This window comes from Desulfotruncus arcticus DSM 17038 (assembly GCF_900113335.1).
GTDB classification, from domain to species: Bacteria; Bacillota; Desulfotomaculia; order Desulfotomaculales; family Desulfallaceae; genus Desulfotruncus; species Desulfotruncus arcticus.
In genome coordinates, this window is record NZ_FOOX01000025.1 from 1 (window position 1) to 25894 (window position 25894).

At 41.1% G+C, this 25894-nt stretch carries 31 protein-coding genes; 1 reads left to right on the top strand and 30 read right to left on the bottom strand.

The annotated features are described in order from the left end of the window. Positions 1-416: 416 nt before the first annotated feature. From BM056_RS23455 to BM056_RS23565, 25 genes are all read right to left on the bottom strand, one after another. A complete protein-coding gene (locus tag BM056_RS23455) occupies positions 417-827 on the bottom strand; it encodes a hypothetical protein (RefSeq protein ID WP_092475310.1) in 411 nt (136 codons plus the stop codon). A 37-nt stretch (positions 828-864) separates the two neighbouring features. Then, a complete protein-coding gene (locus tag BM056_RS23460; protein WP_092475312.1) occupies positions 865-1329 on the bottom strand; it encodes a DUF6573 family protein in 465 nt (154 codons plus the stop codon). Between the two features lie 101 nt (positions 1330-1430). Further along, positions 1431-1784: a rubredoxin-like domain-containing protein gene (locus BM056_RS26580; protein ID WP_174550005.1), complete on the bottom strand. Its 354-nt coding sequence runs from the start codon at positions 1782-1784 to the stop codon at positions 1431-1433. 65 nt (positions 1785-1849) lie between these two features. Beyond that, positions 1850-2026, bottom strand: coding sequence for a hypothetical protein (locus BM056_RS26450; RefSeq protein WP_165613690.1), 177 nt, complete (start codon positions 2024-2026; stop codon positions 1850-1852). Between the two features lie 32 nt (positions 2027-2058). Continuing rightward, entirely contained in the window at positions 2059-2376 is a 318-nt protein-coding gene (locus tag BM056_RS23470; protein WP_092475315.1) for a hypothetical protein, read from the bottom strand. A 70-nt stretch (positions 2377-2446) separates the two neighbouring features. Further along, a complete protein-coding gene (locus tag BM056_RS23475) occupies positions 2447-3175 on the bottom strand; it encodes an ArdC family protein (protein ID WP_238456636.1) in 729 nt (242 codons plus the stop codon). Between the two features lie 63 nt (positions 3176-3238). Continuing rightward, entirely contained in the window at positions 3239-5107 is a 1869-nt protein-coding gene (gene ltrA, locus BM056_RS23480) for a group II intron reverse transcriptase/maturase (protein WP_092475321.1), read from the bottom strand. Between the two features lie 692 nt (positions 5108-5799). Then, positions 5800-5994 (bottom strand): ArdC-like ssDNA-binding domain-containing protein, encoded by a 195-nt coding sequence (locus BM056_RS23485; RefSeq protein WP_238456637.1) that lies wholly within the window; start codon positions 5992-5994, stop codon positions 5800-5802. A 114-nt stretch (positions 5995-6108) separates the two neighbouring features. Then, complete coding sequence (locus tag BM056_RS23490; RefSeq protein ID WP_092475324.1) at positions 6109-6303, bottom strand: hypothetical protein; 195 nt, start codon at positions 6301-6303, stop codon at positions 6109-6111. A gap of 15 nt (positions 6304-6318) precedes the next feature. Beyond that, entirely contained in the window at positions 6319-7023 is a 705-nt protein-coding gene (gene radC / locus BM056_RS23495) for a RadC family protein (RefSeq protein ID WP_238456638.1), read from the bottom strand. A gap of 118 nt (positions 7024-7141) precedes the next feature. Next, complete coding sequence (locus BM056_RS23500) at positions 7142-7405, bottom strand: hypothetical protein (protein ID WP_131820830.1); 264 nt, start codon at positions 7403-7405, stop codon at positions 7142-7144. Positions 7406-7511: 106 nt separating this feature from the next. Further along, complete coding sequence (locus BM056_RS23505) at positions 7512-7994, bottom strand: hypothetical protein (protein WP_092475332.1); 483 nt, start codon at positions 7992-7994, stop codon at positions 7512-7514. After that, positions 7978-8598, bottom strand: coding sequence for a CHC2 zinc finger domain-containing protein (locus BM056_RS23510; RefSeq protein ID WP_092475335.1), 621 nt, complete (start codon positions 8596-8598; stop codon positions 7978-7980). The genes BM056_RS23505 and BM056_RS23510 overlap by 17 nt, the downstream gene beginning before the upstream one ends. A 98-nt stretch (positions 8599-8696) precedes the next feature. Continuing rightward, positions 8697-8843, bottom strand: a complete 147-nt coding sequence (locus tag BM056_RS26455) for a hypothetical protein (protein WP_165613691.1) — start codon at positions 8841-8843, stop codon at positions 8697-8699. Positions 8844-8975: 132 nt separating this feature from the next. Continuing rightward, positions 8976-9179, bottom strand: coding sequence for a hypothetical protein (locus tag BM056_RS23515; RefSeq protein WP_131820831.1), 204 nt, complete (start codon positions 9177-9179; stop codon positions 8976-8978). Beyond that, positions 9176-9643 carry a hypothetical protein gene (locus BM056_RS23520; RefSeq protein ID WP_092475340.1) on the bottom strand — a complete coding sequence of 156 codons (468 nt, stop codon included), beginning with the start codon at positions 9641-9643 and terminating at the stop codon, positions 9176-9178. The genes BM056_RS23515 and BM056_RS23520 overlap by 4 nt, the downstream gene beginning before the upstream one ends. Positions 9644-9963: 320 nt before the next feature. Then, positions 9964-10209: an LA_3696 family protein gene (locus tag BM056_RS23525; RefSeq protein ID WP_092475341.1), complete on the bottom strand. Its 246-nt coding sequence runs from the start codon at positions 10207-10209 to the stop codon at positions 9964-9966. Between the two features lie 80 nt (positions 10210-10289). After that, positions 10290-10622, bottom strand: a complete 333-nt coding sequence (locus BM056_RS23530; protein WP_092475343.1) for a single-stranded DNA-binding protein — start codon at positions 10620-10622, stop codon at positions 10290-10292. 690 nt (positions 10623-11312) lie between these two features. Beyond that, complete coding sequence (locus BM056_RS23535) at positions 11313-11915, bottom strand: hypothetical protein (RefSeq protein ID WP_131820833.1); 603 nt, start codon at positions 11913-11915, stop codon at positions 11313-11315. Between the two features lie 145 nt (positions 11916-12060). Continuing rightward, positions 12061-12705 carry a hypothetical protein gene (locus tag BM056_RS23540; protein ID WP_092475348.1) on the bottom strand — a complete coding sequence of 215 codons (645 nt, stop codon included), beginning with the start codon at positions 12703-12705 and terminating at the stop codon, positions 12061-12063. Next, on the bottom strand, positions 12689-13663 hold the full coding sequence (locus BM056_RS23545; protein ID WP_092475349.1) for a hypothetical protein: 975 nt from the start codon (positions 13661-13663) through the stop codon (positions 12689-12691). Before BM056_RS23545 ends, BM056_RS23540 begins: the two co-directional genes overlap by 17 nt. Positions 13664-13680: 17 nt before the next feature. Further along, positions 13681-16122: a VirD4-like conjugal transfer protein, CD1115 family gene (locus BM056_RS23550; protein ID WP_092475350.1), complete on the bottom strand. Its 2442-nt coding sequence runs from the start codon at positions 16120-16122 to the stop codon at positions 13681-13683. Continuing rightward, on the bottom strand, positions 16112-16498 hold the full coding sequence (locus BM056_RS23555; RefSeq protein ID WP_092475351.1) for a hypothetical protein: 387 nt from the start codon (positions 16496-16498) through the stop codon (positions 16112-16114). The genes BM056_RS23550 and BM056_RS23555 overlap by 11 nt, the downstream gene beginning before the upstream one ends. Positions 16499-16502: 4 nt before the next feature. Continuing rightward, a complete protein-coding gene (locus tag BM056_RS23560) occupies positions 16503-18863 on the bottom strand; it encodes a DNA topoisomerase III (RefSeq protein WP_238456639.1) in 2361 nt (786 codons plus the stop codon). A 26-nt stretch (positions 18864-18889) separates the two neighbouring features. After that, a complete protein-coding gene (locus tag BM056_RS23565; protein WP_131820834.1) occupies positions 18890-19360 on the bottom strand; it encodes a hypothetical protein in 471 nt (156 codons plus the stop codon). A 306-nt stretch (positions 19361-19666) separates the two neighbouring features. Here BM056_RS23565 and BM056_RS25940 point away from each other — a divergent pair, with 306 nt between their 5' ends. Then, positions 19667-20119, top strand: coding sequence for a hypothetical protein (locus tag BM056_RS25940; RefSeq protein WP_131820835.1), 453 nt, complete (start codon positions 19667-19669; stop codon positions 20117-20119). 332 nt (positions 20120-20451) lie between these two features. Here the strand turns inward: BM056_RS25940 and BM056_RS23580 are convergent, their stop codons facing one another. The 5 genes from BM056_RS23580 to BM056_RS23605 form a co-directional block, all read right to left on the bottom strand. Then, positions 20452-21594, bottom strand: a complete 1143-nt coding sequence (locus tag BM056_RS23580; RefSeq protein ID WP_165613692.1) for a helix-turn-helix domain-containing protein — start codon at positions 21592-21594, stop codon at positions 20452-20454. A gap of 147 nt (positions 21595-21741) precedes the next feature. Further along, positions 21742-22056, bottom strand: coding sequence for a hypothetical protein (locus BM056_RS23585; RefSeq protein ID WP_092475366.1), 315 nt, complete (start codon positions 22054-22056; stop codon positions 21742-21744). After that, entirely contained in the window at positions 22019-23110 is a 1092-nt protein-coding gene (locus BM056_RS23590) for a ParM/StbA family protein (protein WP_092475368.1), read from the bottom strand. Before BM056_RS23590 ends, BM056_RS23585 begins: the two co-directional genes overlap by 38 nt. Before the next feature lie 426 nt (positions 23111-23536). Then, positions 23537-24142 (bottom strand): HD-GYP domain-containing protein, encoded by a 606-nt coding sequence (locus BM056_RS23600; protein ID WP_131820836.1) that lies wholly within the window; start codon positions 24140-24142, stop codon positions 23537-23539. Between the two features lie 77 nt (positions 24143-24219). Beyond that, positions 24220-25893 carry a hypothetical protein gene (locus BM056_RS23605; RefSeq protein ID WP_092475376.1) on the bottom strand — a complete coding sequence of 558 codons (1674 nt, stop codon included), beginning with the start codon at positions 25891-25893 and terminating at the stop codon, positions 24220-24222. Position 25894 lies beyond the last annotated feature (1 nt).

Below are 25894 nucleotides of genomic sequence, written 5' to 3' on the forward strand. Positions count from 1 at the left end.
TTGCTATGTTTTTTCTCTACCAAAAAACAACATAGCAAAGCTGGCTTCTGCCGAAGCCTTTTTAAAAACCCTGCTTTCGCAGGTTTTTATTCGGGTGATCTCCGACACCCGGGACCGGCGGGCGGCGAATAGTGAGACCCCATCTTAAACCGTGTCCCTTTAAACGACCTCCATCACTACCGTGATGGCGCGTATATGGCGCGGGACCCTATGACGCCGTTGGTCCGGATGGCTTATGCCATCCCCGGATTATTAGCAGTTACCACTGCCACGGGTTCTAACGAACCCTCCGACTAACCTGGTATCTACCAAGTGAAAATTAAACGGCAACTTCGTTGCCCATTGATCACTATGATCACTTTCCCCTTTCGGAGTGGCCCGGCTTACGCCAGGCCAGTTAACTTACAATTCAAAACTTACTTTAGCCTTTCGGCAAAGTACATATAACCATTACCGTCAAAGCATTCTTTACAAGCTAAGCATCCATTGTTTGCGCATGCTGGGCAGGGAAAAAGCGGATCTATTTTCATGCTATTATAATTTGGGTCATGCTCCCGGATCCAACTTAACGCATCTTCACCAGTATAGGCATAGCCGTCAGCAACACTATCAATACCACCGATATCCTTGCGGCCCTTATGATAGATAGCTATGACACCTGTATTTAGATCCATCCAGTAACAACTATCTGGATGAAAATAAAAACTAATTCCGCCGGCCTCATACCAACCGGCAGCTTTAATAGTCTCTTCTGCCGTTTTCATCCGAATAGATTCTTGCTTAGATGTTTCTCTCATTAGGTCTTCATGGGTTAGCTTTTTGCCCATATGACCATCTCCTTGCTTTTTATTAAAATATCTTTATTTAATCCTCATCCGGCATCATAACCGTAATCACCGGTTCAAAATTATCGCCAGGGCCACATGAAGCCTTAAGGGTAATTAACTTTTGTTCCTGACGTTTATAGTGAATCACTTTACCTTTTACAATCTTTTGTTTTTTTACCAACATCCGAGCGTATAGTTGGAAGTGGATGATATCATACATTCCTTCATGGTAGCGCATAACTGGTCTAACTGTTCCAATAATCGCGCTCCGAAGCATCCAGACCACGTCCCACAATCGGCCCTCCTCAGATTGTCCATACCTTTCGCGCAGCACTTTTACCGGGACAATTAATTCAGACCATACCCTGTTTGTTAATGCTACCGGATGCTTGATTCCAGCTTCAACAGAAGTATTTGTTATGTCGACTAGAACCCCATCCTTGATGGCTTGGGCCCTCGTGTAAGTGGATATAATCTCATCTTTCTTAAAAAAGTTCATCATTTTAATACCGGCTCTATGGCCGGTATTCCCTCCCTTCGGATTATGAACTACCGGCCATTTGGCATGGTTATTACATATTTTTCACTACTTTAGAATCCCATTTAGATACGTATAAGCTTACTTTCACACAAAGGACACTTATCATTGACTTCCGTTAGAGTGAATATTTCACCACAATTTGAACATTTGTAGTTGCATGTCTGCTTAGCATTGGTTTTTACAGAATTCCAACACTCTAAAAGAGGTCCGGCAACATGCAAAATTTCATTCTCAACTTTCTGTATATCACCGCAACGCAGGGCACCAATAAGATGGCCCACGTGTTCTGCAACAATCACACCCCAATCCAATGGGTTGCGCTTATCGTCCGCTTCTGTATTGCCATGTGTTTCACGGTTAATCTTTTGCTGTGTCAAAACGGCTTGAACAAAGCTTTGAGCTTCTTGTAAAGTCATTTAATATACCTCCTTTTCTCTGACCCTTGTAGGGACGCCCAGCTTAAACGCTGGGCTATAGTTAATTAGTTACTTTCTTTCCGCTTCTCAGCTATTTCTTTGAAAATGCCACCGATAACGTTTCTTTGTTCCCATTCTTGACCACCAATGTGTTCTACAAAACTCTTTTCTTTTTCAGTTAAGTCCCTACCAAGTGCTCTTAGCACATATTCCATAAATTCTTCTGGTGTAATAATATTCACACCATTACCCTCCTCAGATGTTCTTTAAAATATTAAGCACCAAGGTACTTTGCACATGCCATCGCTGCTTTCGCAGCAAACTCGAAACCTTGATAAGTAACACCAAATAAGGCTACTTTCCTTATTTCATTAAGATTTGCAACTTCAATAAAGATATAATGTCCCTCATATCCAGTTGACGGGTAACATGCAATCCAGCTATACTCCGGAAATTTCTGTTTTGGGTCTACAGAAGGCAAAGTATCAAAATATTCCTCCGGAAAACAATTTTCGCTTCTAAGACGTTTTTCAAGCTCCATCATAACTTCTTTGATAGTTTTGTTTCTGATTTCAATTGGCTTTATATTCATTTGGTTCCCTCCAATATTCTGCGCCCAGCGGGCGCAGTTTCTATTTGCACCCACCGGGGGTATATTGGATTTAATTTTCTTCGTGCAGTAGTTCCTGCTCGGATTCATGGTATCCCAGGATATAGTCAGCAGCTTTCTGGGCTTGGCCAGCCGCTAAAACTACCATTCTGCTGTCTTGCTTTAGTACCCGGAGCCAGGATTGAATATAGGCAGCTGAGTTATCCAGGGTTTTGTTTTCAATACCTGCTTTTCCACAGAGCATGGCCGCGCCAATTTCTGCTACCAGTTCTTCTTTACTGTATGTTTCTGATCCGAAGGCTGCCATGTTTGTAAGTGTTGCTCGGTTTAATCTAGTTTTGTGACCGGTACTGTGAATGGCTTCATGAAATAAGGTGCTATAATATTCCTCCGGTTTCTGATAATCTTTTAACGCCGGGACGCTTATACTGTCCTTCAGCGGACTGTAATAGGCTTGTCCGGACGCAAAAGTTATTTGAGGTCTAGATGGATAACCTTCTATTATTTTTTCAGCCGCTTCTATTGGGTCATGGTCAAAGGTTTCAGCATCTTTTCTTTTACTCTCCAATCCTTCGGTTTGGCTAAGTTCAAATACACGATAGTATCGAAGCAAGGGAATTTTCTCTAACTCACTATTTTCTTCATTCTCTTTTTCTAGCAACTTCCAAAATACCACTAGGTGAGATTTTGCGCCCTTTTTAACTTTGCCCCCAGCTTCCTGAAATAGTGATAGGTAAGGACACTCTAACAGCATTACCTGTACAGGCTCCTTTTCCCCCACTTCACACCGGACATGAGACTTTCGCCTCATCCGGCGTTCCATCAAGCGAACCGTTAACTTAGACTAGAGGGTTTCCCTGAATTTTAGTATCTTTTTCCATGTTTTCTTATCAACCAGATTACTCAAATCTTTGCCATTGTGAATTAATACATGACAGTAATCGTGGGTAGATGCAAGATGGATTACTTTGTTAACTTGATCTAATGGTAAACTTGGGTGCGTATGGTGTGTTTCTAATTCGTAATCAGCTATAGGTTTACCACATACCCTGCATTTTCCCTTATCCCGGTTGAACGCATATGCTCTGTTCATTAGGTATTCAAAGTTATAGCGTGGATGTTTTAATCCTTTAGCTATTAATTCTGATAGTGTTAGGCTTAGTGTTAGATCATCTCTTGCTAATGATTTGGCCTTATTTGTGCGTTCTTTATAGATTTTCCTACCTTTCGGCGTATATGGTGTTTCGTCTGGATTCTTAAGATATGTCTTTTCCCATTTAACAAAGCCAAGGCTGGTGATGCCAATTGTTAAGCTTTCGTGTTGAATGGATGGTATTTGTGTCGTGTAGTTAGTATGTCTATTAATAAGATTGTTAACTTGATTGGCTGGTGTCCATTTGGCACCTTTATTTTTAATCGCCTTGTAGGATGTGTATTGAAGGGAATTGGCATGTTTATTTAATTCAGCACTAACCATAGTTGCCGGTTTGTAGTAATTACTAATTCCGGTGATAATGCTGTTTATAATATTAATTTGATGGATTAATTCTTTTCCGTTATATTTCAGAAGCCGATGAATTTTATTCTTTAATTCATACACTTTGGCTTTAAGACGTTCTTTATCTGGTCTGGTACGATGTATCCATCCTGTTCTGGATTTACCTTTGATTTGTTTACATCGGAAACCGAGGAAGTGGATTGGTTTTTTCCTGATATTTGTAATTAGTGTTTTAGTTGGGCTTAGTGTTAGTTTAAGATTGATGTCAAGGTATTTTTCAATTCGTTTTTTCCACTTCTCAGCGTTTGCTTTGGTGTTTGTAACTAATATCCAGTCATCGGCATACCTAATTAGATAGACAGGTTTGAGATTTGTTTTCTTTTTAAGCATTTTATTTTTAATGCCTTGTTGTGTGTATTTGTGTCTTGTTTTCTTTTCTTCCCATTCCCGGACTATCCATTGGTCTAACTTATGAAGATAGACGTTTGCAAGTAACGGACTAATGATGCCACCTTGAGGCGTTCCAAGTTCTGTAGTTTTTATTTCGTCTAAAACACCGGTTTTGAGCATTTTCTTAATAATCATTAATATTCTTCTGTCATGTATGCCCATATGCCAGAGTTGTTTGATTAATTTAGTATGATTGATGTTATCAAAACAGCCTTTGATATCACCTTCGATTATCCAGTGGTATCCTGTTTTATGGCAAACATTGGTTGTTCTACCTAGTGCCATATGTGTATCTCTCATTGGGCGGAATCCGTAGGAGTGTTTAAAAAATTGTGCTTCCATGATTGGCTCAATGATCATACGCAGGATTTCTTGAATAATTCTGTCCGTTATTGCCGGTATGCCTAATGGTCTTTTTTCTGCTTTACCTAGTTTGGGTATCCATACCCTTCTAAGAAGGTTTGGGTCGTAATTGTCTAGCAGTTGGTGGACCATATTAATGACTTCTGGATATTGTTTTTGTAAGATGTCGGCAATCATAACACCGTCAGTTCCTGCTGTCATACTGCCATGATTGGATTTAATTTTGTGTATGGCAGTGATGATGGCGACTTCTGATTTTGCTATTTCTAACAGGTTTTTAAATTTAGGCAACTCATTGTTTTCTATGGCCTGTTTGGTTGTTGCGTAAAGGTAATCCTGGATGGATCTTAGGTCGGATTCAGATTCTAATTTCGGGTAGACTGATTTTTGAGCCACAGGCATCCCTCCTTTTGGAGTAATGTGTGGGTTTAACCAGGTACGCACAACGGCTTCCCAGTCGTCTCAGTCCTTATTTCTGGTTCCTTGACTATGCCCCTTGGCTCCACACCTTATTATCAGTGTTTCATAGCTACTACGGGCTGCTGTCCCCCATATCCACCGGCCATTTCCTGCGCGGCTAGATTTCATTGCCTCGATTGGCTCCGTCTTATAGGGTTCCGTTGTTCCGTGTTTCCTAGCCTTACATACGATTTTAGCCGCCTGCTTTGACCCGGAGTTCAGCCTTAGTCCATAGTTGGCGGACTTGGCACGTTTCCATTTCGGAGAACGTCAGCTTTGGTAAACAAGAATACCTTAGCCGTTAACTCACATCCTTGGGATGCAACAAAGTTCAGTTTCTTTGTTTCCTTCTTACGAGCCGTACATACGCAGGTTTCTGGTGAGTCGGCATGATCGTTTTATGGCGACCCGACTACTTCCTTAACCACTTCTCAGGTCTGGTTTTCGTCGTCTTCACCGAGCTTCATACCCTAAAGTCACTGTCATTATCGAATTATCAGGGCATGTCGGAGTATTAGTCCTTCTACAAGGCCAACTTTCCTTGCGTCCGGGAATTGCACCCGATGATTTGGAAACACAGTTCATTAGGTTTATACCTAATGCCTAGTTTTATTAAGCATTACTACTTAGGTTGTCTAGGAACAACGCACACCTTGCTTGAAGGTTAGATATTCACCGGGGTCAAGAAGTATAGCATTGATTCCTCTATAGGGTTTTTGGGTCTTCCAATTGACCGCTCCGGCATCCCGCCATGGCTTCCGCCACGGGATGGTCCCGGCCTCCAGTTTTTTAATTATTTCATTTGTTACTATTTGGTAGACTGTCGCCATATGATTTCGCCGGGATTGCCCAACCGGGCAATTATTACCCGGCCGACACCTCCCTATTTATTTGTTTGGCTTAGTCTGACAGGCTCACAAAAATACTTGTTTAAGCGAATTATTCTAAAACATGGCTCTTATTTCCGCTATTAGTTCTTCATTTTCTGATTGTAAGGCTACTGCATATAAAGATAATAATTGACCACTACTATATCCTTCATAATAATCTGCATCATGCTTAGACTTTTTCATTTTTTGGTAATTTTCGCATACATTTTTGACAATACACCTATATACAAATTCAAAGTCTATCTCCATCTGCAACCTCCCCCCTTACATCAAACCTCTAGCTTTAAAGCTCACAAACTTTTTATCTCCGATCACCAGGTGATCTAAGACATTGATGCCGATAATATTACCAGCTTCAATCAAACGTTTCGTTACCTCTATATCTTGCTTGCTTGGCGTGGGATCCCCACTGGGATGGTTGTGCACCAATACAACCCCGGCAGCGCTGCATCTTACGGCTGCTTTATAAAGTTCCCTGGGATGAATAGCTGAAGAATTCAATGTGCCGATTGAAATGGTCTCCCGAGCCAATACTTGGTTCTTCGTGTTTAGCAACAAAGACCAAAAGTGCTCCCGGTCCAGGTAACGCATTTCTTCCATCACCAGGGCTACAGCGTCTTCCGGAGATTTAATTTGTGGTCTATCCTCCGGCATGAGCCTGGCCATACGTCGGGCAAGCTCAAAGGCAGCTGCAAGGCGTATTGATTTCTCTATACCAATGCCAGGCAAATTCAATAGTTCTTCAGGTGACATCTGGGCAAGTGCCCGAAGTCCTTTTTTTAATAAAAATTCCATTGTTTCGTCGGGCACTGGTCCAAGAATGCAACCCAGTACGCCAGACAGTTCACTCGAATCCACCCCATACCGAATAGCTTCTTCCCTGACTTGTAAGGATAGTGATCTCTGAACGCCACTTTGCACTGGTCTGTTATATTGCTCTAAAAATTCATCGTTCCATAATTGTTTCATAAACTTTTGCGCACCGGTCCGTATGGGGACCGGTACGCCAATCCCTCCTTTAATTTGGATTGGTTTACACAGGCCCTATGGGACCGGTACTTAGTTGTTAACTAAACATTGCGCTTTATTATATTTGCTTCCAGTAATCCGGATAATTTCTCAGTCGCCTTATGATCCAGAACCAACTAGCACACTCATATCGTTTTTGCAGTTCTGTATCGATGGCAAACCAGTATTCCCGAAATTTCATACTCTTAGCCCACTGGGCCATAAAATACAATACTTCTTCCTCGGATTTTTTCTTCTCATAGAATATCCTTATCAGCTTCTCAGCAAATTCCCTTACTAAATTGCACTTTTTCTCAAGCGTCAACCTTCTTCTCTTGCTCATTTCTTACGGACACCGTGGCCTTCCGAGCCCGGTATCCAATCCCTCCTTTCGGATGATTGGTTTACGGGCGCACGCCCGGTTAATTTGAAACGAAAGTTTTATCTCATTAACCATTGTTATTTTCTGTTACACCTTCACCCTGAATTACCTCACCGTCATAAATAACCGTCAGCCTATGCGGACTATTGAAAAAGGTATAATAAACGCCTCTCAGCTTTTGCCATACATGCTCCTGCAGATATTCCCTTTCATCCTCTATCTGCTCCCATACATACTTGTAATCATCACGAAACTCTTGCTCTAACTTCTGCCTTTCCTCATTAGTCATCTCATCAAGTGCATACCCTTTTAACTCTGATTTCACGTATTCATCTTTACTTACAAAGAACTCCTCGCCAAACTCATCCCGCAGCCGGCGTTCAACTTCATCATTCACCGCCTTATCAGCTTCATCTTTGTAAATATCCTCAAAATAGAAATCCAAATGGTCACACATCAAACTGCCATAATTCCTTTTCCACTTATATTGAGCAGCCATCATAATTTCCCAGGCGCACTTTTCCAGCTTGTTTTCAAGGATTACTTTCATTTGTGAACCTCCCACCTAAAGAAAAATCTCTATTGAAGCTATTTAAAGCCATTATTTGGATTTCAGCGTTATTGCTTAGCAAACACTCAATCAAGTATTCGTAGTAGTCAACTTTATGCAGCAGCCCTGCTAAATCACAATGTGATTTATAACCGCCGGCTGCAAGTGATTTATTAATTGTTCGCACAAGCAGCGACAGTGTTTCGTGGGCTTTATCCAATTTCTCGCGTAATATCCGTTCCTTTTCCCGCTTCTTGGCTTGCTGAATTATCTTCCGCCGAGCTGCCGGCGATAGTGGCTTTTTTGCTTCAATATTAAAATCTCGGGCAATCATTCGTGCAGCCTCAATTAGTTCTAAATTGAATATTTTGGCTACTAAATCGACCCCATCGCCATGCTCACCACAGCCGAAGCATTTCCATTTTCCATTTGGAAAAACAACAAATGACGGTGAGTGATCATTATGCAGCGGGCACCGAGCCGTCCAGCGCCTACCGCGCTGCTTTAGCTCGACAATGCTGTAGCGATTAATAACTTCTACAATGCTCAGTTGTTTAACCAGTTGGAATACATTGATTTGCTGTGTTACATTTGCAGCGCGCACATTATCACCTCACCGTACAAAAATACGATCATATTCCCGCTCCAATATACCCGGCTACCACCAAGCAGAAGCTTTCTCCGTTATCATCAAATTCCTAATTAATCTTCATCTTCCTCATACACTTCATAACCACAATGAATGTTATGGCAACACCAAACTTGCCTACCTTCTTCGTCATAATGTAAATACATTAATCCTCCGCATTCCTCACATTCAATAACGTCCTCCACTATATGTGGATTCATTTCAACACCTCCTACCCAAAAATTACGTTTAAAGCACAAAAGGAGAACGCACGGGAATATTTATCCCGCAATCGTTCTCCTAAAATTTCTGACCTTACGGTCTGTCTTACTTTATGCCAGCTAACTGTAAATTTATAGCTCGCAATCCGCTATAGATATGGCTTCGTTGCGTTTATCAACTTCTGCCACCAGGCTCCCCAATTGCATTAACCGTTCTCCCCGGGCTATTTCTTCGCGCACCGAAATTTCCCTAACGCTTGACATAGCCACTAAGTACGTATCACTTTCACCGAAATTTTGGGCCTCATAAACTCTATATTTCAGGTTTACCATCATTTACAACTCCCTTTATGCTGGAGTTGCATTGCTTTGATAGCGAACCATGTGATCCCATCTTTCATTATGTTGTACTCTATCTCAAACTTCTTGTTCTGTCCCTCTTGCATTATTTTTCCGACTCCGTTTTTGGCAATAACAATTTGTTCTTCTTTGCCGTCTACCTTGCATTTGGCTCTGGTATTGCCATTCGGCGTCTCTTTTACTTCCGTAACAATGACTTTTGCTACCAGGGTTTTCTTCTGCTTTTCCTGGGTACCATTTTCAACTTCAGTGCTAGTTTCCGTTGATGCAATGGTTTCGGTTTGAGTATTGCTGATCGCCGGTTGTGACGTAGCCACTTGAACGCCAGTCAAACCAGCGAACATAGACATTGCAAACATGCGGCAATCACTACCGTTCCAAGCCATGCACACATCTTGCAAACATTCGGTAAACCCTTTAAAAGGACACATTTTTTTCATTCTTTCAGATACGGGCTTCAGCCCGTATCCATTCACCTCCTAGTGTTTGGATTACGGGCATTAGCCCTATTTATCTTAATAATATTAGTGTTAGAGCCAAAACTAAGCCCCTAACCTCAACAAATCAGCCGATTTGTAAAGATAATAATCTCTCCGCCGCATTACCTTCTCGTTATAAAATAAAAAGGGCAAAAAAGTTATTTATCATAACCTCTTTGCCCTTGCTTTCTTGCCAACCATGCTTGCGTTATTACCGCATGCCCCCGGCCTTTGTCGAGGATGGTTGACTCATTATTTTTCGTTTACGCTCAAAAGCCTTTTTAAATTAACATTTTTAACATAGCGAACATAGCCGCCAGTTGTCCTACCCAAAATATAAACATCCACTTTATAATCTCAGTTTTTGTATCAGCTAACCTTCGCTCAATTTTTTCAATCACTATTTCCAATGTGCTCTCTTTTAAATCCTTCGTAGCCTGGTTAATAACTTCTATGAGACTTTTAGAAGCATCATCACCAAGTTTTTGCCTTAAAGCTTCCGGAAAAAATACAAGGCTCATATTCATTCACCTCTCACCTCCAGAGTATCACACCTTTATGTTCTTGAGAAGTGCGATAATGTCTCTTGCTTCCTGATAACAAAAATTTATGCATTCTCCTTAGCTTTGTCTAGGAATTTGACCTTTTCTGCCACCACTTCGGCGGCTTTGCGTCGGGTACCCTGACTATCATCGTAGGTGCGTATTTGCAACCGCCCTTTAACGGAGACCAGGCGTCCTTTGCCAAGGTGCTTAATGCAATTCTCGGCAAGTTTCTCCCACGCTATAATTTCTATGAAATCAGTTTCACGTTCCCCGTCAGTATTAGTATAATCACGATCTACCGCCAGGGTCATCCTTGCTACAGTTTTCCCGTTAGGAGTTTTCTTTTCTTCCGGATCTTTTGTAAGACGACCGATTAACCAAACCTCATTCATCATTTTAATTCCCCCTTATTTTTTTCTAAAAAATGCAAAAAACACCTAAGCATTTCGTTTTTAACAAAACACTCTGGTGTTCACATTTCTTGGCTTTCAAATTGTTCAATAGCTTTATCGGCCTGTGGCCATTTTATAATAGTGCTTTCAATATTTAGCCATATCACTCACAAAGCTTGCAAGCTTGGCTTTAGCTGCCTCTTTTGAGGTCACCGGATTCCTTACGAGTGGGCAAACGCCAGGCCGCCCGGTTAGCCTGTAGCGCAGCTTGGGACAATTCATGTTCGCCGGTCACGTGTCTCCCGCAGGGGGTCCAGCCTGCACACGCTTTTCTTGGACCGGAAGGTCCCGTTCTAGTGGAACCAAACAAGTTTACCCGTCTTTCTACGTGCGGGTTCGCTACGCCCTAAAAAGCTCAGCGCATTTTTTAGGAAGTGACGCCGCTCAGCGCAAAGCGCCCTGTTGTTTACGGTACACTCAGCTCAGCGCAAAAAGCTTTCCGTAAACCCTGGTCTTTCGATAAATACAAGCTTATCGCATTTTTGTACTTATCCCGGAGCTTCCATCCGAACCAAGCTGGAGTCGCTTGTTGAAAAACCTGACTGATAAACATATTCATTGCTTTATGGGAAAACTTGAAATATTAAATGTTAAGATTTAAGCTACTTCTTGGCTAATATATTAAATGGGTAACTATTTCCTGTCAATATATTTTTTTGTGCCAGTGTCAAATATGTTGGCGTTATAGCTGGTGATAATTTTATTAATTTCTCTTTCAACCTGCTTGACAAATCCTAATTTTTTTGCGATTTTCATGTCTACAAGAAATGTTGCTCCCCAATATTTTTCATCTTGCGGCATTCCCACTTGTTCTTCCAAAAGATAGAGTTTATCTGGCTCTTTATTAAAGTTGTTCTCCAGTAAGAAAATATTCTTTCTGTATATTTTTAGTCTCTGATCAAAGCTTAGTGTGTAATTCACCTTGTTATATAGAATTCCGGCTTCTTCAAATACAAAGATACCGCCGGTATCTACCAAATACAAATTAATATTTTCTTCGTCTTTAAAGTTAATAAAGTTTTCACAAAGAAGCCCCATGGTGACACATTCATCTAGTAATTTTTTAAATTCTATTTCACTGAGTCCCCCTGTTTTTATGTGTATTTGGTTTTCTTCAGCTACCAGCATTTCATTTACTATCTTTATTAATTCAAGATGCATCTCATTTAGCACCCAGGCACGGAAGAAACCGGCCATGGTTTCCTTATAAACGTATCCCCTTATTTCCGGTTCCATTTCCTCATCAAGGTCCGGTCTTATATTATATCTTCTACCTACTACTCTAATTAACTGGTTGCAATAATATATAGACTCATAGTTTCTAATAAGTTTCAAGTAAATGGGCAGCAGTTTATACCTGCTGCCCGTCACCCCTTTCATACTATTTTACTGGATCAGAAATTAACTTTTCAAACGGTATATCTCTATTGAGCAGTATATAATCCGCTGTGTATCTTTTTCCGACCGGCGTTAATGCTTTTGCTTCTTCTACGGTTGGGAATATGATAATATCCGCCTCCAGGTTGGGTTCCTCCCCTCTCCTCGGGGCATCAATAAGTAATGTTGATTTCTTTTTTTCCCCTGGCTGTAGATAAGTCATGATTGCGTATCTTTTCTTTGATTTATTACGTCTCTTGAGTTCCCATGTAAAACCGGGTAAGTTGCTTTTTGCCCTACCGTAAAATACACTTAATGCTGCAAGTCTGCAAGCCTCATTCGGCGATCTCGGCAGTAATTTATCTGAAGAGACCCATATTTTCAAAACACGCTCTGGGGCTGATGATGTTACAACTTCTATGCATTTGATTAAATGAGCTTTCCATAGTTTTAAAAGTAACTTTTGCGCTACCATTCTAGAAGAATTCAAAAGCATTGCGGCTGTTGTGGTTGTAAGCAACTCCACCTCACTAAAATATCTCGTTAACTCAACACATCTCCGGTTATCTCTTATTTCCATGATTCCTTCCGGAAATCTCAGATATCTTATGCCGATGCCAACTGCATAAGCACTATCTTTGTGCATCATCAGTCACCACCGTGTTAATTGTTTCTTGAACTTCACTCTCTTCATTATTGGAGTTAATACTTTTTTGCTCACGGAACCCGCCCAGTGTTTTAATATCGTTGCCGGTACCGCTCGATTGTTGCTTAATCCTTTTAGCTCTTTTTCTTGCGCGCTCCCTCCTTCTGTCAAATATCTGGCGGGCATCATAATATTTGAGCTTCAAACGGCGTGTTTCTTGGTTATAGTCCGAAACTTGCAGTTTAACATAGTCTCCTTCTTTGTAGTTGTCCGTTTTTTTGTAATATACACGGCCTATGATGCCAGTTTTGACCTTTATAAAAGCCAGGTTGTCTCTAATTTGCACAACCTGGCCGGATAGAACGTCACCTCTGTTATATAATTGCTGCCCCCACGGGTCTACGGGTTCAACTTCTATTGTTTGGTTTTCTTTATTTAGATAGGCAACTTCAACTTTGATAATATCTCTGGCGCTATATTGCACCTCCAGAGGCACACCATCAGACAAGCGTGCTTTCTCCTGTGGAATTCTGATTATAACTCCGCCACCTATGTCAACATAGGCATTTCTGTTGACTGCCCGAACCAAGGCGTTGATTATTTCGCCTTGCGTTAATTGCTTTATTAGTTTTTTAAGGTTTGATTCAACGATATCTTTACGGCTACATATTACGGCTGAGTTTTTTTTGTCTATTCTACTGACTATGCAAATAATTTTTTGCCCGGCAAATTCATTAATTGGTGTTCTTTTGGGCAGACCGCTTTCACTAGCAGAACAATAACCGATTATACCCGGTTTGTTTTCAAATATCAGTTCCCAACAATCTTCTTCGTTGGGTACCCTTTTAATCCCGCTTATTATTGCTTCCATGGGGATACCCCTTTCTTTAGAGTCGTAAAAATCCTCCCAAACATCCATGTCTCTTAATTTGATTCCTTCCGGTGCAATTTTGAATTCCATACTTTTCATCCTTTCTCTTAAAATAATGGTGAATCAACTTTAAAACCTTGACTGTCTATGTCTTCCATTTGTGGTACTGACTCGTTTTCCACTGCTGTTATATCAGGTTCTTTAGGTTCCTCCCGATCTTGTTCTTGGCTGTCAACTGTTTTTACCGAATAGTCATTATCCTGTTTAAGCCACAACCAAGAATAATCGTAACCGGATTGGTGAGTTGAATTAGGGGGGATACTCCCCCCGTTATTTTGGTTTGTTATTTCATCATTGATTTGGATGTTAAATTCTAATTGGTCAGGTTCTTCGACCGGATCGCTGGATTGTTTTTCGATTGACTTTACCTGTGTCTCTGATTTATTTTCTAAAGTTATATCACCTTCCTCATACTTTTTTAACTCCCAAAATAAAGAACCGGCTTCTTGTGAAGTGCTGGCTCTGTCCATTGTTTCTGTTGCTTCTGTTGATGGCAATTCTACTTCCAATGGTCTGGGTGGAATAAATATCGATACTGGTTGAATGCCGCATTTTTTGATTTCCTTCGCCTGGGGAAGTTTAACCCAACCCAGCTTTTTCATAAACATTGGTTTACTGGCCTGTACGTCGACTATACAGTATTTAGTTCTCATCTCCTTGATTTCGTATTTCTCCATAAGTTTTCTCTTAGCGATAACTTTTGTTTTTTTCGCAATTCCCAATTTATTTATTGGTGTTGATATATCTTTACGGTATTGTTTTATATATACCGCCGCTTCTCCCAGTTTGTCACTAAATAACTGTTTTGTGGTTTCATCATCCGGGGCTACGCCTAACAATAACGATATGGGCGTGCTGGCCAGTATGTTTTTGGCGTTTTTCTCTCCATATACATCATCCAATTGACTTCTCCCCTGGATAATATACTGTAACAATATGCCCAGGCTCCGGGCAGTGGATATCTTTTCTGAAAAACCGGGTACCCGGCCAATGTTAGCAAATTCATCCAAAATAAAGCGTACTTCTACTGGTAATTTGCCACCGTTTTTATCTGCGAGTTCATACAATCTGTTAAAGAGAAACATATAGAATACCGATAATATTGGTTTTAGCACCTCACTGCCTTTTAGCGGAAGTATACAAAATAAAGCTGTTTTCTTTTTACCTATTGATTCCATGTCTATCTCATGGCTTGACATTAGAGCGGCTAGTGATTTGGTGGTTACTATTTTCAGTTTGGCTGTTAAACCTGATTTAGCTTCTTCTAAGTTGGCTGCGCTTGTGCCGCGCCAGCGTTCATATATGGTTGGGCTTATCTTTTTTTCTCGAAATGCATTTAAAAATACCTGATCCAATTTTTCCCGTGTCCATGAAGCAAGGGATAATACTGCCCTTGGGTGTGCCTGCTCTATGCGAAATGCGTCTTTTAGCAGGCCGGATATAGCCTCAAATAACTGGATTTCTTTATTCATAAAGTAGCCGCTATTGTCATCGGCAGCGTTTTCAATCATACAATTGGCCATTTCTGCTATCTCTTCATCATTACGGCATTCCATGATTGGGTTCCAGCGGTGGCTGCATTCCGGATTAACCAGGTTAAAGACGCGAACTTCATATCCCTTGCTTTCGAGCCATGGTCCCATGGTTTCCAGCAACTCTCCTTTGGGATCTATAATTACCTCTGATTGCCCGTCCTCCACGCCAGCGATCATGTTGTTTCTGCCAAAAGTATATGATTTCCCGGAGCCGGTAACGCCGTACACTACCACGTGACCGGTTAATCCTAACTCATCTGCTCTGGTGTTTTTGCCTGGTATAATTCTAATTATTTTGTTGTCAAGCTTGCCCAAAACTATCCCACCAGAGCCTTTTCGGGGTGGGCCAAATTCGCAGAAATGGGCCACGTCGTCCGTGCCCGCCCACCTGGTGGTGCCATATGCAGGGTTATCCACTACTTTAAGGGCGTGTACGTGACGGGCATCGTTTTTATTGGCATACAGTTCTTGTAGCCACTTATTTCTGGCGTACATAAACAAGCTGGGAATTATTATTCCAGCATTTGTGTATAACCAAATCGTACGTATGGCAGGCATGGAAAGCTCCGCATCGGTTTTAGTCAGCCAGGACCATGAAACATTTATGGGATGCCTTATGTACCAGGACAGGTTATTTACTTCCGGTACCGGTTCACCGCCAAATATTGCTCTGGTGCTGTGCTTTATATTGACCGCAAAATCGTACAGAGCAGCAGACGCCGACCCTAGAAGCCAAACGTCGGTTACATATGCAACAGGTAGCATAATTGTTGCGGCAATAAGTAACTTTTTATTTTTTCCAAGCATTACTGCCAGCCTTTTTGGAATTTCATGAACATCAATAGGAATCTGAACAGCAGTTGTTTCGCTGGAAAAAAAATTACCGCCCTTTTTGAGCAGTAGCTTTACTTCTTGTTTAATACCGACGGGGTCTCGAATTTTATTACCGGGCAACTGTAGCACCTCCGGTTTCAGCGGCTGAGATGACTCGAACAGCTAGATTATCTTGCAGGCCCATATCCTCCAGGATGCTTTTACTAATGTAAATTTGGACCAGTTCCCCTCTTTCCGTGATATCCTCTACAAATCTGATTTTATTGGTCGTTGTCTTTTGGAATACAACCTTGGTAACATAGCCGCTAGCCGGTAAGTCCTTCTTACCCGGAGCCAGTTGCACAGTTATCTCGTCGCTAATATTCATTTTGTCCAGCAGCGGAAGAGGCAAATAAAGCTTGCCGACGCGATCTAAATTATCTTTAAAGCAGGCTTTGTTTCCCGTAGTTATTTTTAACAGCCGCATGAAAATTTCCATCGTTTTTTGGTTAGGCATTTGATTACTCCTTTGTATTAAATTTAAATTCTACTTTTCCACCTTGTCCCAGAATTAAGCCAGCTTCAAAACTTTTGCCGGCTTTTGACTTAAAGCCTTTAATAATAGCGGTTTTGCCGTTTTGTAACAAAGTCTGTGCTTGCTTGGCGGTAATCTTTTTGCCGGCGATCTCCTTCCAAACTACGAACTTACAGCCGCTGCAGCTGTACCCCCTGGGAGTTTCGATAATATCTTTACCACACAGCGGACAGCTGCCTAAAGACTGTTTGCTCCTTTCCGGAAAATCGAATTCTATTTTGCCGTTATCAGTTAGCTTTAAGGCAGCATCAAATTTATTACCTTTTTGAGAGGTAAATCCTTTAATAGCGCTGGTTTTGCCTTTTTCCAGCAATGTCTTAGCTTGAGTCTTTGAAATTTTTTTGCCGACAATTTCTTTCCAAATCACGAACTTGCAGCCCTCTTTATAGCCGATGCAGCCATAACCTTTTTGACCCTCAATTACTGCTTTGCCGCAAAGTGGACATTTGCCCAAAGGTTCATGTTCGGTCTGCACTTGGTTGCTGGCTGCTTGGTTATGGGCTATTTCAACAATCTCTCTAGTTAACTTTTTTATCTCGGTCATAAATTCTGCCGAATCAGCTGCACCGGATTCTATGTCGGCCAGCGTTTTTTCCCACCGTCCAGTAAGTTCCGGATTTTTAATTATATCCGGCACCAGGTCGATAAGCGTTTCGCCTTTGGTAGTGGGTAGTAAGGTTTTCTTTTGGCGCTCAATATATCCCACTTGAATTAGACGTTCGATGGTTGCCGCCCGGGTGGCCGGGGTACCCAGGCCGTGCTCTTTCATAGCCGCTTTTAATTCCTGATCTTCCACCAGCCTGCCAGCACCTTCCATGACCGCCAGTAAGCTGGCTTCAGTAAAGCGCTTGGGCGGTCTGGTTTCTTTTTCTTTGATTTCCGTATTTGTGATCTGCACTGCTTCGCCCTGGTTAAGGTCGGGTACAATTCTTGCTTCTCCGTCTTCACCCGGTTTATTTTCTACGGGCGCGTATACCGTTTTCCATCCCCTGTCCAGCTCCACCCGTCCGGTGGTGAGAAATGTTTCGCCGGCAGCTTCAGTTACCACTTTGGTTTGTTTATATTTAGCCGACGGGAAAAAGATGGCTAGAAACCGACGTACTACCAGGTCGTAAATTTTGCGTTCATCCGGAGGCAGGTTGTCCAAATTCGGCTTGACATTGGTGGTGAGCAGCGCGGTATGGTCGCCTACTTTGCTGTTATCCACATAACGCTTGCCCGGTACCCCGGCCGACTTTGCGGCAATAGCATAATGCATGTACTCTTCAGTGCCGGCCAGCGCCGTCAGGCGCTCAGGAATGGTTTTAGCTAATTCTGTTGTTAGGTGCCGGCTGTCTGTGCGGGGGTAAGTCAGCAGTTTCCTGGTCTCATACAGAGACTGAGCTAAATCTAATGTCCTGGCAGCCGACAGCCCGTATTTTTTATTGGCCTCCTTCTGGAGTTCGTTAAGGTTAAAGAGCAACGGCGGAAGCTCCGCTACATCCTTTTCCTCCACTTCCAGCACGGTGGCCGGCTGGCCGTCAACCCGGGCTTGTACCGCCCGGGCTGCCTGCGGGTCGTGGAAACGGTTTTGCTCGCCTTTAAACCATCTGCCCGCGTAAAGCTGCTTGTCGCTTTTAGTAAACTCGGCGTATAGTTCCCAATATGGTTCCGGCACAAAGTTTTTAATTTCGCGTTCCCGGTTGACGATGAGCGCTAGGGTGGGCGTTTGCACCCGACCGATGGATAATAAGGTGTTATGCCTTACTGTAAAAGAGCGGGTGCCATTGATACCGATAAGCCAGTCAGCCCGGCTGCGCGCTTCCGCAGCTGCGGCCAAACGGTTGAATTCTGTCCCGGGCCGTAGATCTTTAAATCCTTTCTTGACTGCAGCCGGAGTTGTTTCAGAAAGCCAGAGCCGCATGAAAGGTTTCCGACAACCGGCCAGGCGGTAAATATACCGAAAAATAAGCTCACCTTCGCGTCCTGCGTCAGTAGCACATATGAGTTGTTCGATATCTGGTCTGTTGGCCAGCTGCTTAACAATTTTAAACTGTTTTGTTGTTTTCGGAGCAGCTTTTAGCTTAAATCTCTCCGGTATTATGGGCAATGTATCCATATTCCATTTTTGTAGTTGTGTATCGTAATCTTGGGGCTCAGCCAGTTCCACCAGGTGGCCGATGGCCCAGGTAACCACATACTTGTTATTTTCAAGGTAACCGTCCCGGGATGTGAATTGGCCCAGAACGGTTGCTAAATCCCGGGCCACTGATGGTTTTTCGGCAATAATCAGGTTTTTGATTGGCATTTCAGCACACCTCTCTATATTTTGCTTTAGACGTAATAATATCGGTATTTGTCCGGGTATTTTTCTTTATATATCTTCTCATAAAGTTTCTTCATTTCGCCATAAGGTAGATATATTTCGAATGTACCTTTCTCCCAGGTATGGTAGTATTCAAACTCAACTTCCATGCAAGGAACACAATTGTCTAAATGGGCAAAATAAAACTCATGAAATTTTAATCCATAGATATCAAAATATTTTAGCAGTTCGTCTTTATAGAATACGTCATGCTTTTTGGGATTAAGTTCATCAATGTGCCTATAGACAACTGGAATGATATATTGTTCGGAATTTAGTATCGCTTGGTAGATCTCCATTTCGATAGTACCCGGTTTTAAAGGTCTAGGGTCAGGGAGATCAATTAACCTGGATACAATTTTTACGGCTTTTCTCCACCAATTCTTCTTGCCGATTTGTTTTTCGTAATTGCGATACCACCTTTTATCCAAGTCGACCAATGCGGGGAAATCAGTCTTAAACGGCACTACTACAGATTGCCTAAACTTTTTGTCAGTAAGAAAACGTAATACGTCTTCATGGGTATATTGTGGTATATTATTTTCTAAGAAGATTATCATACTGTTTGTTTGATTACAGGATGCATCACCGAGGTAATAAGACGAGTAAATGGCATAATTCTCATAGACTATTGGGTTGGGTATCATTTTTCATTCATCACTTCTTTCAGGAGGATTTACTAATGAAAAACGCTCTGTTACCTAATGGGGAAATAGTTAATGCTAAAGAGTACGACCCAATGATACATGGCGATAAAATATATTGCTGTGGTTGCAAAAAACCTGTTAGTCACTCCAGTGCGAAAAACAGCAACATTGAGCCGTATTTTAAAACTACCGGTAAAGGTGAATCAAAACACACCTGATTGTTCAGAAAAAAGAGAAGTTAAGCAAATTAAAACTATGAGAAAGCTAAACAGGTACACAAGAAATATAAGCAAAGTCAGCACAGGTGATTTCCATATCATAAAGGTACAGCTAAGTAATATTAATATCGATCGTATAACTCATGGAGAGGTAAATGAAGTAAGTAAAAATAACCCCAAGAAAAAACTTGGCTATACCCTCAGATATTCAGGTAAACATAATTACTCACTTGGTCAAATTACTTCTCTGTCAACTATTGCTAAACTTTTACATGTGTTTAGAAAACTTAAGCAAAACCCTCTTGGACTTGAACGGCCAAATGATTCCGATTAATCAGTTTGTTATTGATCAAAATAAAGCATTCGGAATTGCTAAGTCAGGTAATCTTTACATTCCATATTTTGTTGTTTACGGTAAAATTGGCTCTGTTAGAAAACTAGATAAAGTTATGTTTATCAATTTTGATCAACAAGATGGTTTAAAACCATTTGTAGCCTATATTTTCTCGGGTCATTACAAATATTAAACTTACACCAAGGAGCAGTTGGAAGGATATTATGTCCTTATCCAAGGGCCTATTAAGTTCAATAATCGCTACAATCAAACCGAGATTCAAATTAAATGGAACAAACAGCTATATATTATAAAATAGCCTTAGAAGCTTTTTATGACATATACAGGGACTTGATTAATTCTTTTTTGCTTTTTTTCTTGGCCTCATTTTTTATTACTTTGGTTTGCCCTTTCATGTCACTGTTTTTTACTCTTGGTTCCAAAATACCTTTTAGGTAAAGCAAAGGATCTTTTATATCCTGCACTGCTATGGACATGGATAACTTATTAATCGCCTCGTAAACTGCATTATAGCCGTGCTTATTATATAAGCAGCCGATAAAAGCATAATCCCCCTTTCTTTGTTTAATATCATCCAGCGATCTGTAATCCCGGACAAGTTCCGCTATTAATTCTTTGGCAGTGGGCATATTTATCAACTGATCATTTTTTATTTCTTTTTGTGCGATATTAGCTGCTGCATTTGCTTCACCCGCTTGTGGGTGGCTATCGAATATTTTATGATCAGCTATTTTTTTGTCATGGGTTGTGCCAACCGCAGGGGATAAAGCCTGAAAGGCGAGTTCCCTGTTGTTTATATTGTTAGATATAAACAACGTATTATCTTTATTGTTATCTGGGTATTGTTTGGGTGCACCTGGTGCACCACCGGGTGCATCTGGTGCACCACCTAGTGTACCTGGTACACCACCCCCCCTTGTTATTTCGTTACAGGGTGGTGCATCTGATACACCACCCCCTGTTATCTCGTTACAAGGTGGTGTATCTGGTGCACTACCCCTTGTTATTTTGTTACAAGGTGGTGTATCTGGTGCACTACCCCTTGTTATTTTGTTACAGGGTGGTGTATCTGGTACACCACCCCCATTTTTACAGTTATTTTTTTCTGATATATCAGATTTAGGTGGGTCACATAATACATAAATGTTGCTATCGTTCTCGTTAGTGTTTTTTCTCCGTTTATTTTTTTTTACCCACCCCTTTTCTTCGAGTTCATCTATTGCCTTTTGCGCTGTTCTCCTGCTAATACCGCAAGCTTTAGAAATTCTATTATATGAAGGCCACGATACTCTATTACTGTCCGCACATCTCGCCAAATATAGTCTTACTAGCTTGGCGTAATTGGATAAATCCGAGTCAAACACTTCATTGTAATCCCAAAACCAATTTTTGCGCCTTTCGTCTTTTAACATGCTTTCACTACTCTTTGGATTGATAAAGTCTTGAGTATGCATTATCATTGATACAATCCTTTCGTAATTGCCATGTTATTGTTGGTTTTAAAAAAAGCGAATGGCGCTTTGTTTTGTAAGGGGCATTACCCTGTAAAACAAAACGCCGGGATATCACCGGCAATACTGTTAGACATCGGGCCATTAAATTTAACTGTCTAATAACCCAAGTACCTTTTTATTTAGCTTGTTCTGAGGTTTTACCAACTGTTTTTCACTTTTTCCGCTACTTGTATTATTTGTTTCAGAATTTTCCTTCTGTTGCTCTTGCTCTAATAGCCTTAAGACTAAAGGATCTCCTGCTTTTTTTAGTGATTGCAGTCCCGCCTGTAAAAGTTTTCTGCCAATAGCCCCCTGCTGCATTTTAGGCAGTTTATTATAAAAATCAATAAGCTCCCCGTATTCCAGCTGGTGCGTAACCCCAAAACTAACTTGCCAATTGAATCTCTTCGATGATTCCGCCATTTTTATCCCGCACCCTTCCTGCTAGTATTAAACTCAGCATTGCTTTGTAGAAACCACGGGCATTTGAAAGCTGGGGGCTGTTTATTAAAACTTTCTCATAATCACCAAATTTTAAAAAATCAAATATAGCCTGGCCGGCACCGCCACCAGTATAAATGGTTTCCAAAAGGGATTTATCTTGCCATAAGCTTTGGGCCTCAGCTTTAATAATATTAGCCAACTCTGTTAAAGCCTCTTCCCTTACTGACTTAATATCTAACTCTTTAAAGATATCTTTTTTAAGAATAACCTCGATATCCCTGTTTTTAACAAATCTATTGTGGCTGCTTAAAAAATTTTGCAAACGTTCATGTACCTGAGCTATTCCAAAATTGATGCTATGGCTGAAATCCTTGGAGATATTGAGATCTTCGAACAAAATTAGGTTAGATGTACGGCGGCCCACGTCTATTAAAGCGTAAATAGCATCATCTGCTAATAGTGGGTGTGTATCTATTTGTAAGCCATCGTCATCTAATATCTGGTCAAAAAAGACGCCCAATCCCTGCGGATATACTTTGCAGGCAACAATATTGAAACTCTTAGTTTCGCCGGCTAATGGTCCTGACTCAAAGGTGACCTCATAACTACCGGGTATGGTGTTCTCATATGTTTTTTTAAGGGCTGTTTTATTGGCCTTATAGTCTTCCAATGGCAAACCTGTGGCTAAAACGAAGTTTTCATTTTCTTTTTTACACAGAAGGGCCAGAGCTGCCAGTGCAGATGCCCTGCCTTTTTCGCTATTCCACCGGTCCCGGTCCTCAAAAAAATCTGCATCGCTGCCGCTTGCGGAAGCCATTTTGCCTACCCAAAAATGTTTATTGGTGCCGTTAAAGGAAAAGGAGATATCCAAGTTATTAATTAACTTAGCTTGTCCCAAAACGTCATCCAATCCCTCGTCGGTAATTTCACGGCCTGGCGAGACTATGTTGGGGTATATAATGGGGTCATTCCCATATCCAAAAACTTTCATGTAACTATAGCCGCTGTCCAAACCAACTGGAGTTAACTCCATAATCATGCCCTCCTCTATATAATTGTATGTTTTCTTATTACAATGCTATAATTTACTATATATTTGCTGAATTTTAATATGATTTCCAATACTTTATTACAATGTTATTGCAACTGTATATTTTTTCTTTGCAATTATATTCTGTTGCATTAATAGTTTTTTAATATTACATAGGGACCCAATTTTTATTTAATTTTTCCTTTTCTGCAGGTGATAGCTGGTTATAACAGTTTTCACAGATTTCAATACTCTCATAGGGCAACCCGTTATCATCCAACTTGCAAAAAAAGTAAGTAATATCAGTATCAAAGTAATCCATAGGATTCCTTGATTTCCCGCATTTTGCACAAAACGGGACATTTAACTCAAAGGTAAATTCCATATAAACTCCCCTTTTTGATATTTTTTAAGCTATAAAGCACGGCTTTAAACCGTGCTAAGAACAAACTTATTATTTGTAAATACTTCCGCAACATTTGGATCAAACTGAGTGCCTGAACAACTGATTATTTCCTTAACGGCATCCTCTTTCGATAAAGCTTTTCTGTACGGCCTATCTGTTGTCATAGCATCGAATGCATCGGCTACGGCAATTATTCTAGCTATTAAAGGTATATCGTCTCCAGCCAGGCCATCTGGGTAACCAGTACCGTCCCATCGCTCATGATGATGAAGAACTGCCAAAGCTATAGTTGATGGCTTACATTTTTTACTACTTGAAATTTTAACTACTCTTCTCATAATCATGCTTGCACCCAACAGTGGGTGCAAGCGCATTACTTCCCACTCAGCCTCATCCAACGGCCCAGGTCTAAAAATAATTTTGTTGTCAATTTCGGTTTTCCCAACATCGTGCATTAATGCCGCTTCAATTACAATGTCAACCATGCCTTGGCAAATTATTTTGCCCATCTGGCCTGCGTAAAAGGCAACGTTATTTTGGTGTTTATCAAGATAATTTTCTTTTAATAATGTGCAAATCATATAAAACCCCCATCCATAATTTTTAAATCTCGCAAAAATGCCTGCCACTTGCCCATAAAAAAAGACGGGTTTTATAACCAGTCAAAGATTTTGAAATCTAAACTTGATAAAATGTAACCAGTATTTCAGAAATTCATTGTCCTGATGATTAACCTCCTTAGGATATTACCGCTTATTTTAAAATTTAGGATTATATTTTTTGAAACCCCACTTTTAGTTCCAGTTATTTGTACTTGATATACCCCATCATCAGGCCATACGCCAGTCTCAGTTTTATCCGGCACAATAAATTTATACTCCCAGTTACCCGTGTTATTGTTAAACACCATATTTACTTTTGTAGACGATTCCCCCGCTGGTAAAGCAGGATCACCATTTTCAAACGTAGGTAATGGATACTCAACCGTACAATTATCCAATGAGACTTCTTGGCCTGTCGATAGCTTTGTTGCCGATGCCAAGATAGTTACTTTGCTTCCCCTTTCTGCCGGCTGCGGATCAATGAAACCGGTGATCTCAAAATCCAGATCACAATTGAGTGTAACCCTGTATATTTTGGGTGTCATTTGGCTATCGGTAGTATCCAGATCAGCTTTTAAAACAAATCTGTTGCCAGCAGGCACAGCCGTCCATATTCCAGGGGTTATAGCCGTATACGTACTGCCTCCGTCTGATGAAACATAGTAGTTGATTGACGTTCCAATAGGTATGTTATCGTTAACTGTAAGATGTGCTGCTGTGCATGTATAAGGGGCATCGACAACTTTTGAGTAATAGGATCTTGGATGCGCATATCCACTGTTTAAAGCTTGTGCGTTTATCTCAAGATTGGTATCTCTGACCATCTTTCCAGTCGCATCGTCATACGCCCACCACTGCACATTACCGTCACCGTCAATTATTGCCTGCTCGTAAGTCCCCGGCTTTAGTGATACTGCCACTGGTTTATTTAATGGGCCTGGGCTGAAAACATCTACCTTAGATGCACCACCGCTATCATCGTTTATATAATAACTGGCATCTGTGTCGGTTAGTATTGAATTGCCTTTGTCATCACTACTAGCAGCTATTACATCTGAAAGCCCTGTTACTCTTTTAGCCGGGTCCGCAACATAGTTACTTTTATAATCGTCATAGGCAAAATAGTAGGAGGCATCTTTAGTAAAAAGCCTAAAATCGGGACTGTTGTTCACCATAGAAATTGCCACAGGGTTGTTTATGCCAGAATTAAAGGTAAGGCTCGAGTTTAAATTTGAACCAGCATCATACCTTGTTATCACAGCAGAATTATTAATGTTTTGCAATAACAATGACGAATCTTTATTTTTAAATGAGGCAACCGATAGAACATTAACCAAACCTGTTGTCTTTAAAGCTGGATCGTTACTCATCCCTGACCCGTTAAATTTAAAATAGGTCAGGCTGTCAGCTGTAGTTACCCACATATTAAGGTTATCCTGCCTCATTGATACGCCGGTTGCTTCTGTAAGCCAGGAGCACGAATATAGAGGGTTAATTGCTATCTTTCCACTGGCATCGTCCATCTCATATAACGTTACCCCGTTTTTACTCGCGACAGCGTAGCCGTATCCATTGTCAAGCATATTAATGGCATTGGCTAGGGATTGAAGGGGAAGTTGCACCCAGTGGTTAGTAGTATCAACTAAGGCGGTTGTTTTTGAAGTGTCAACCATAGTTGTATCTATAAACCAGTCATCCAGGATAACATCGGCATTGGCTGTGCCTGTATAAGTAATAACCCCTATGAGAATAAAGAAAGATATTAGTAGAACTCGCAAG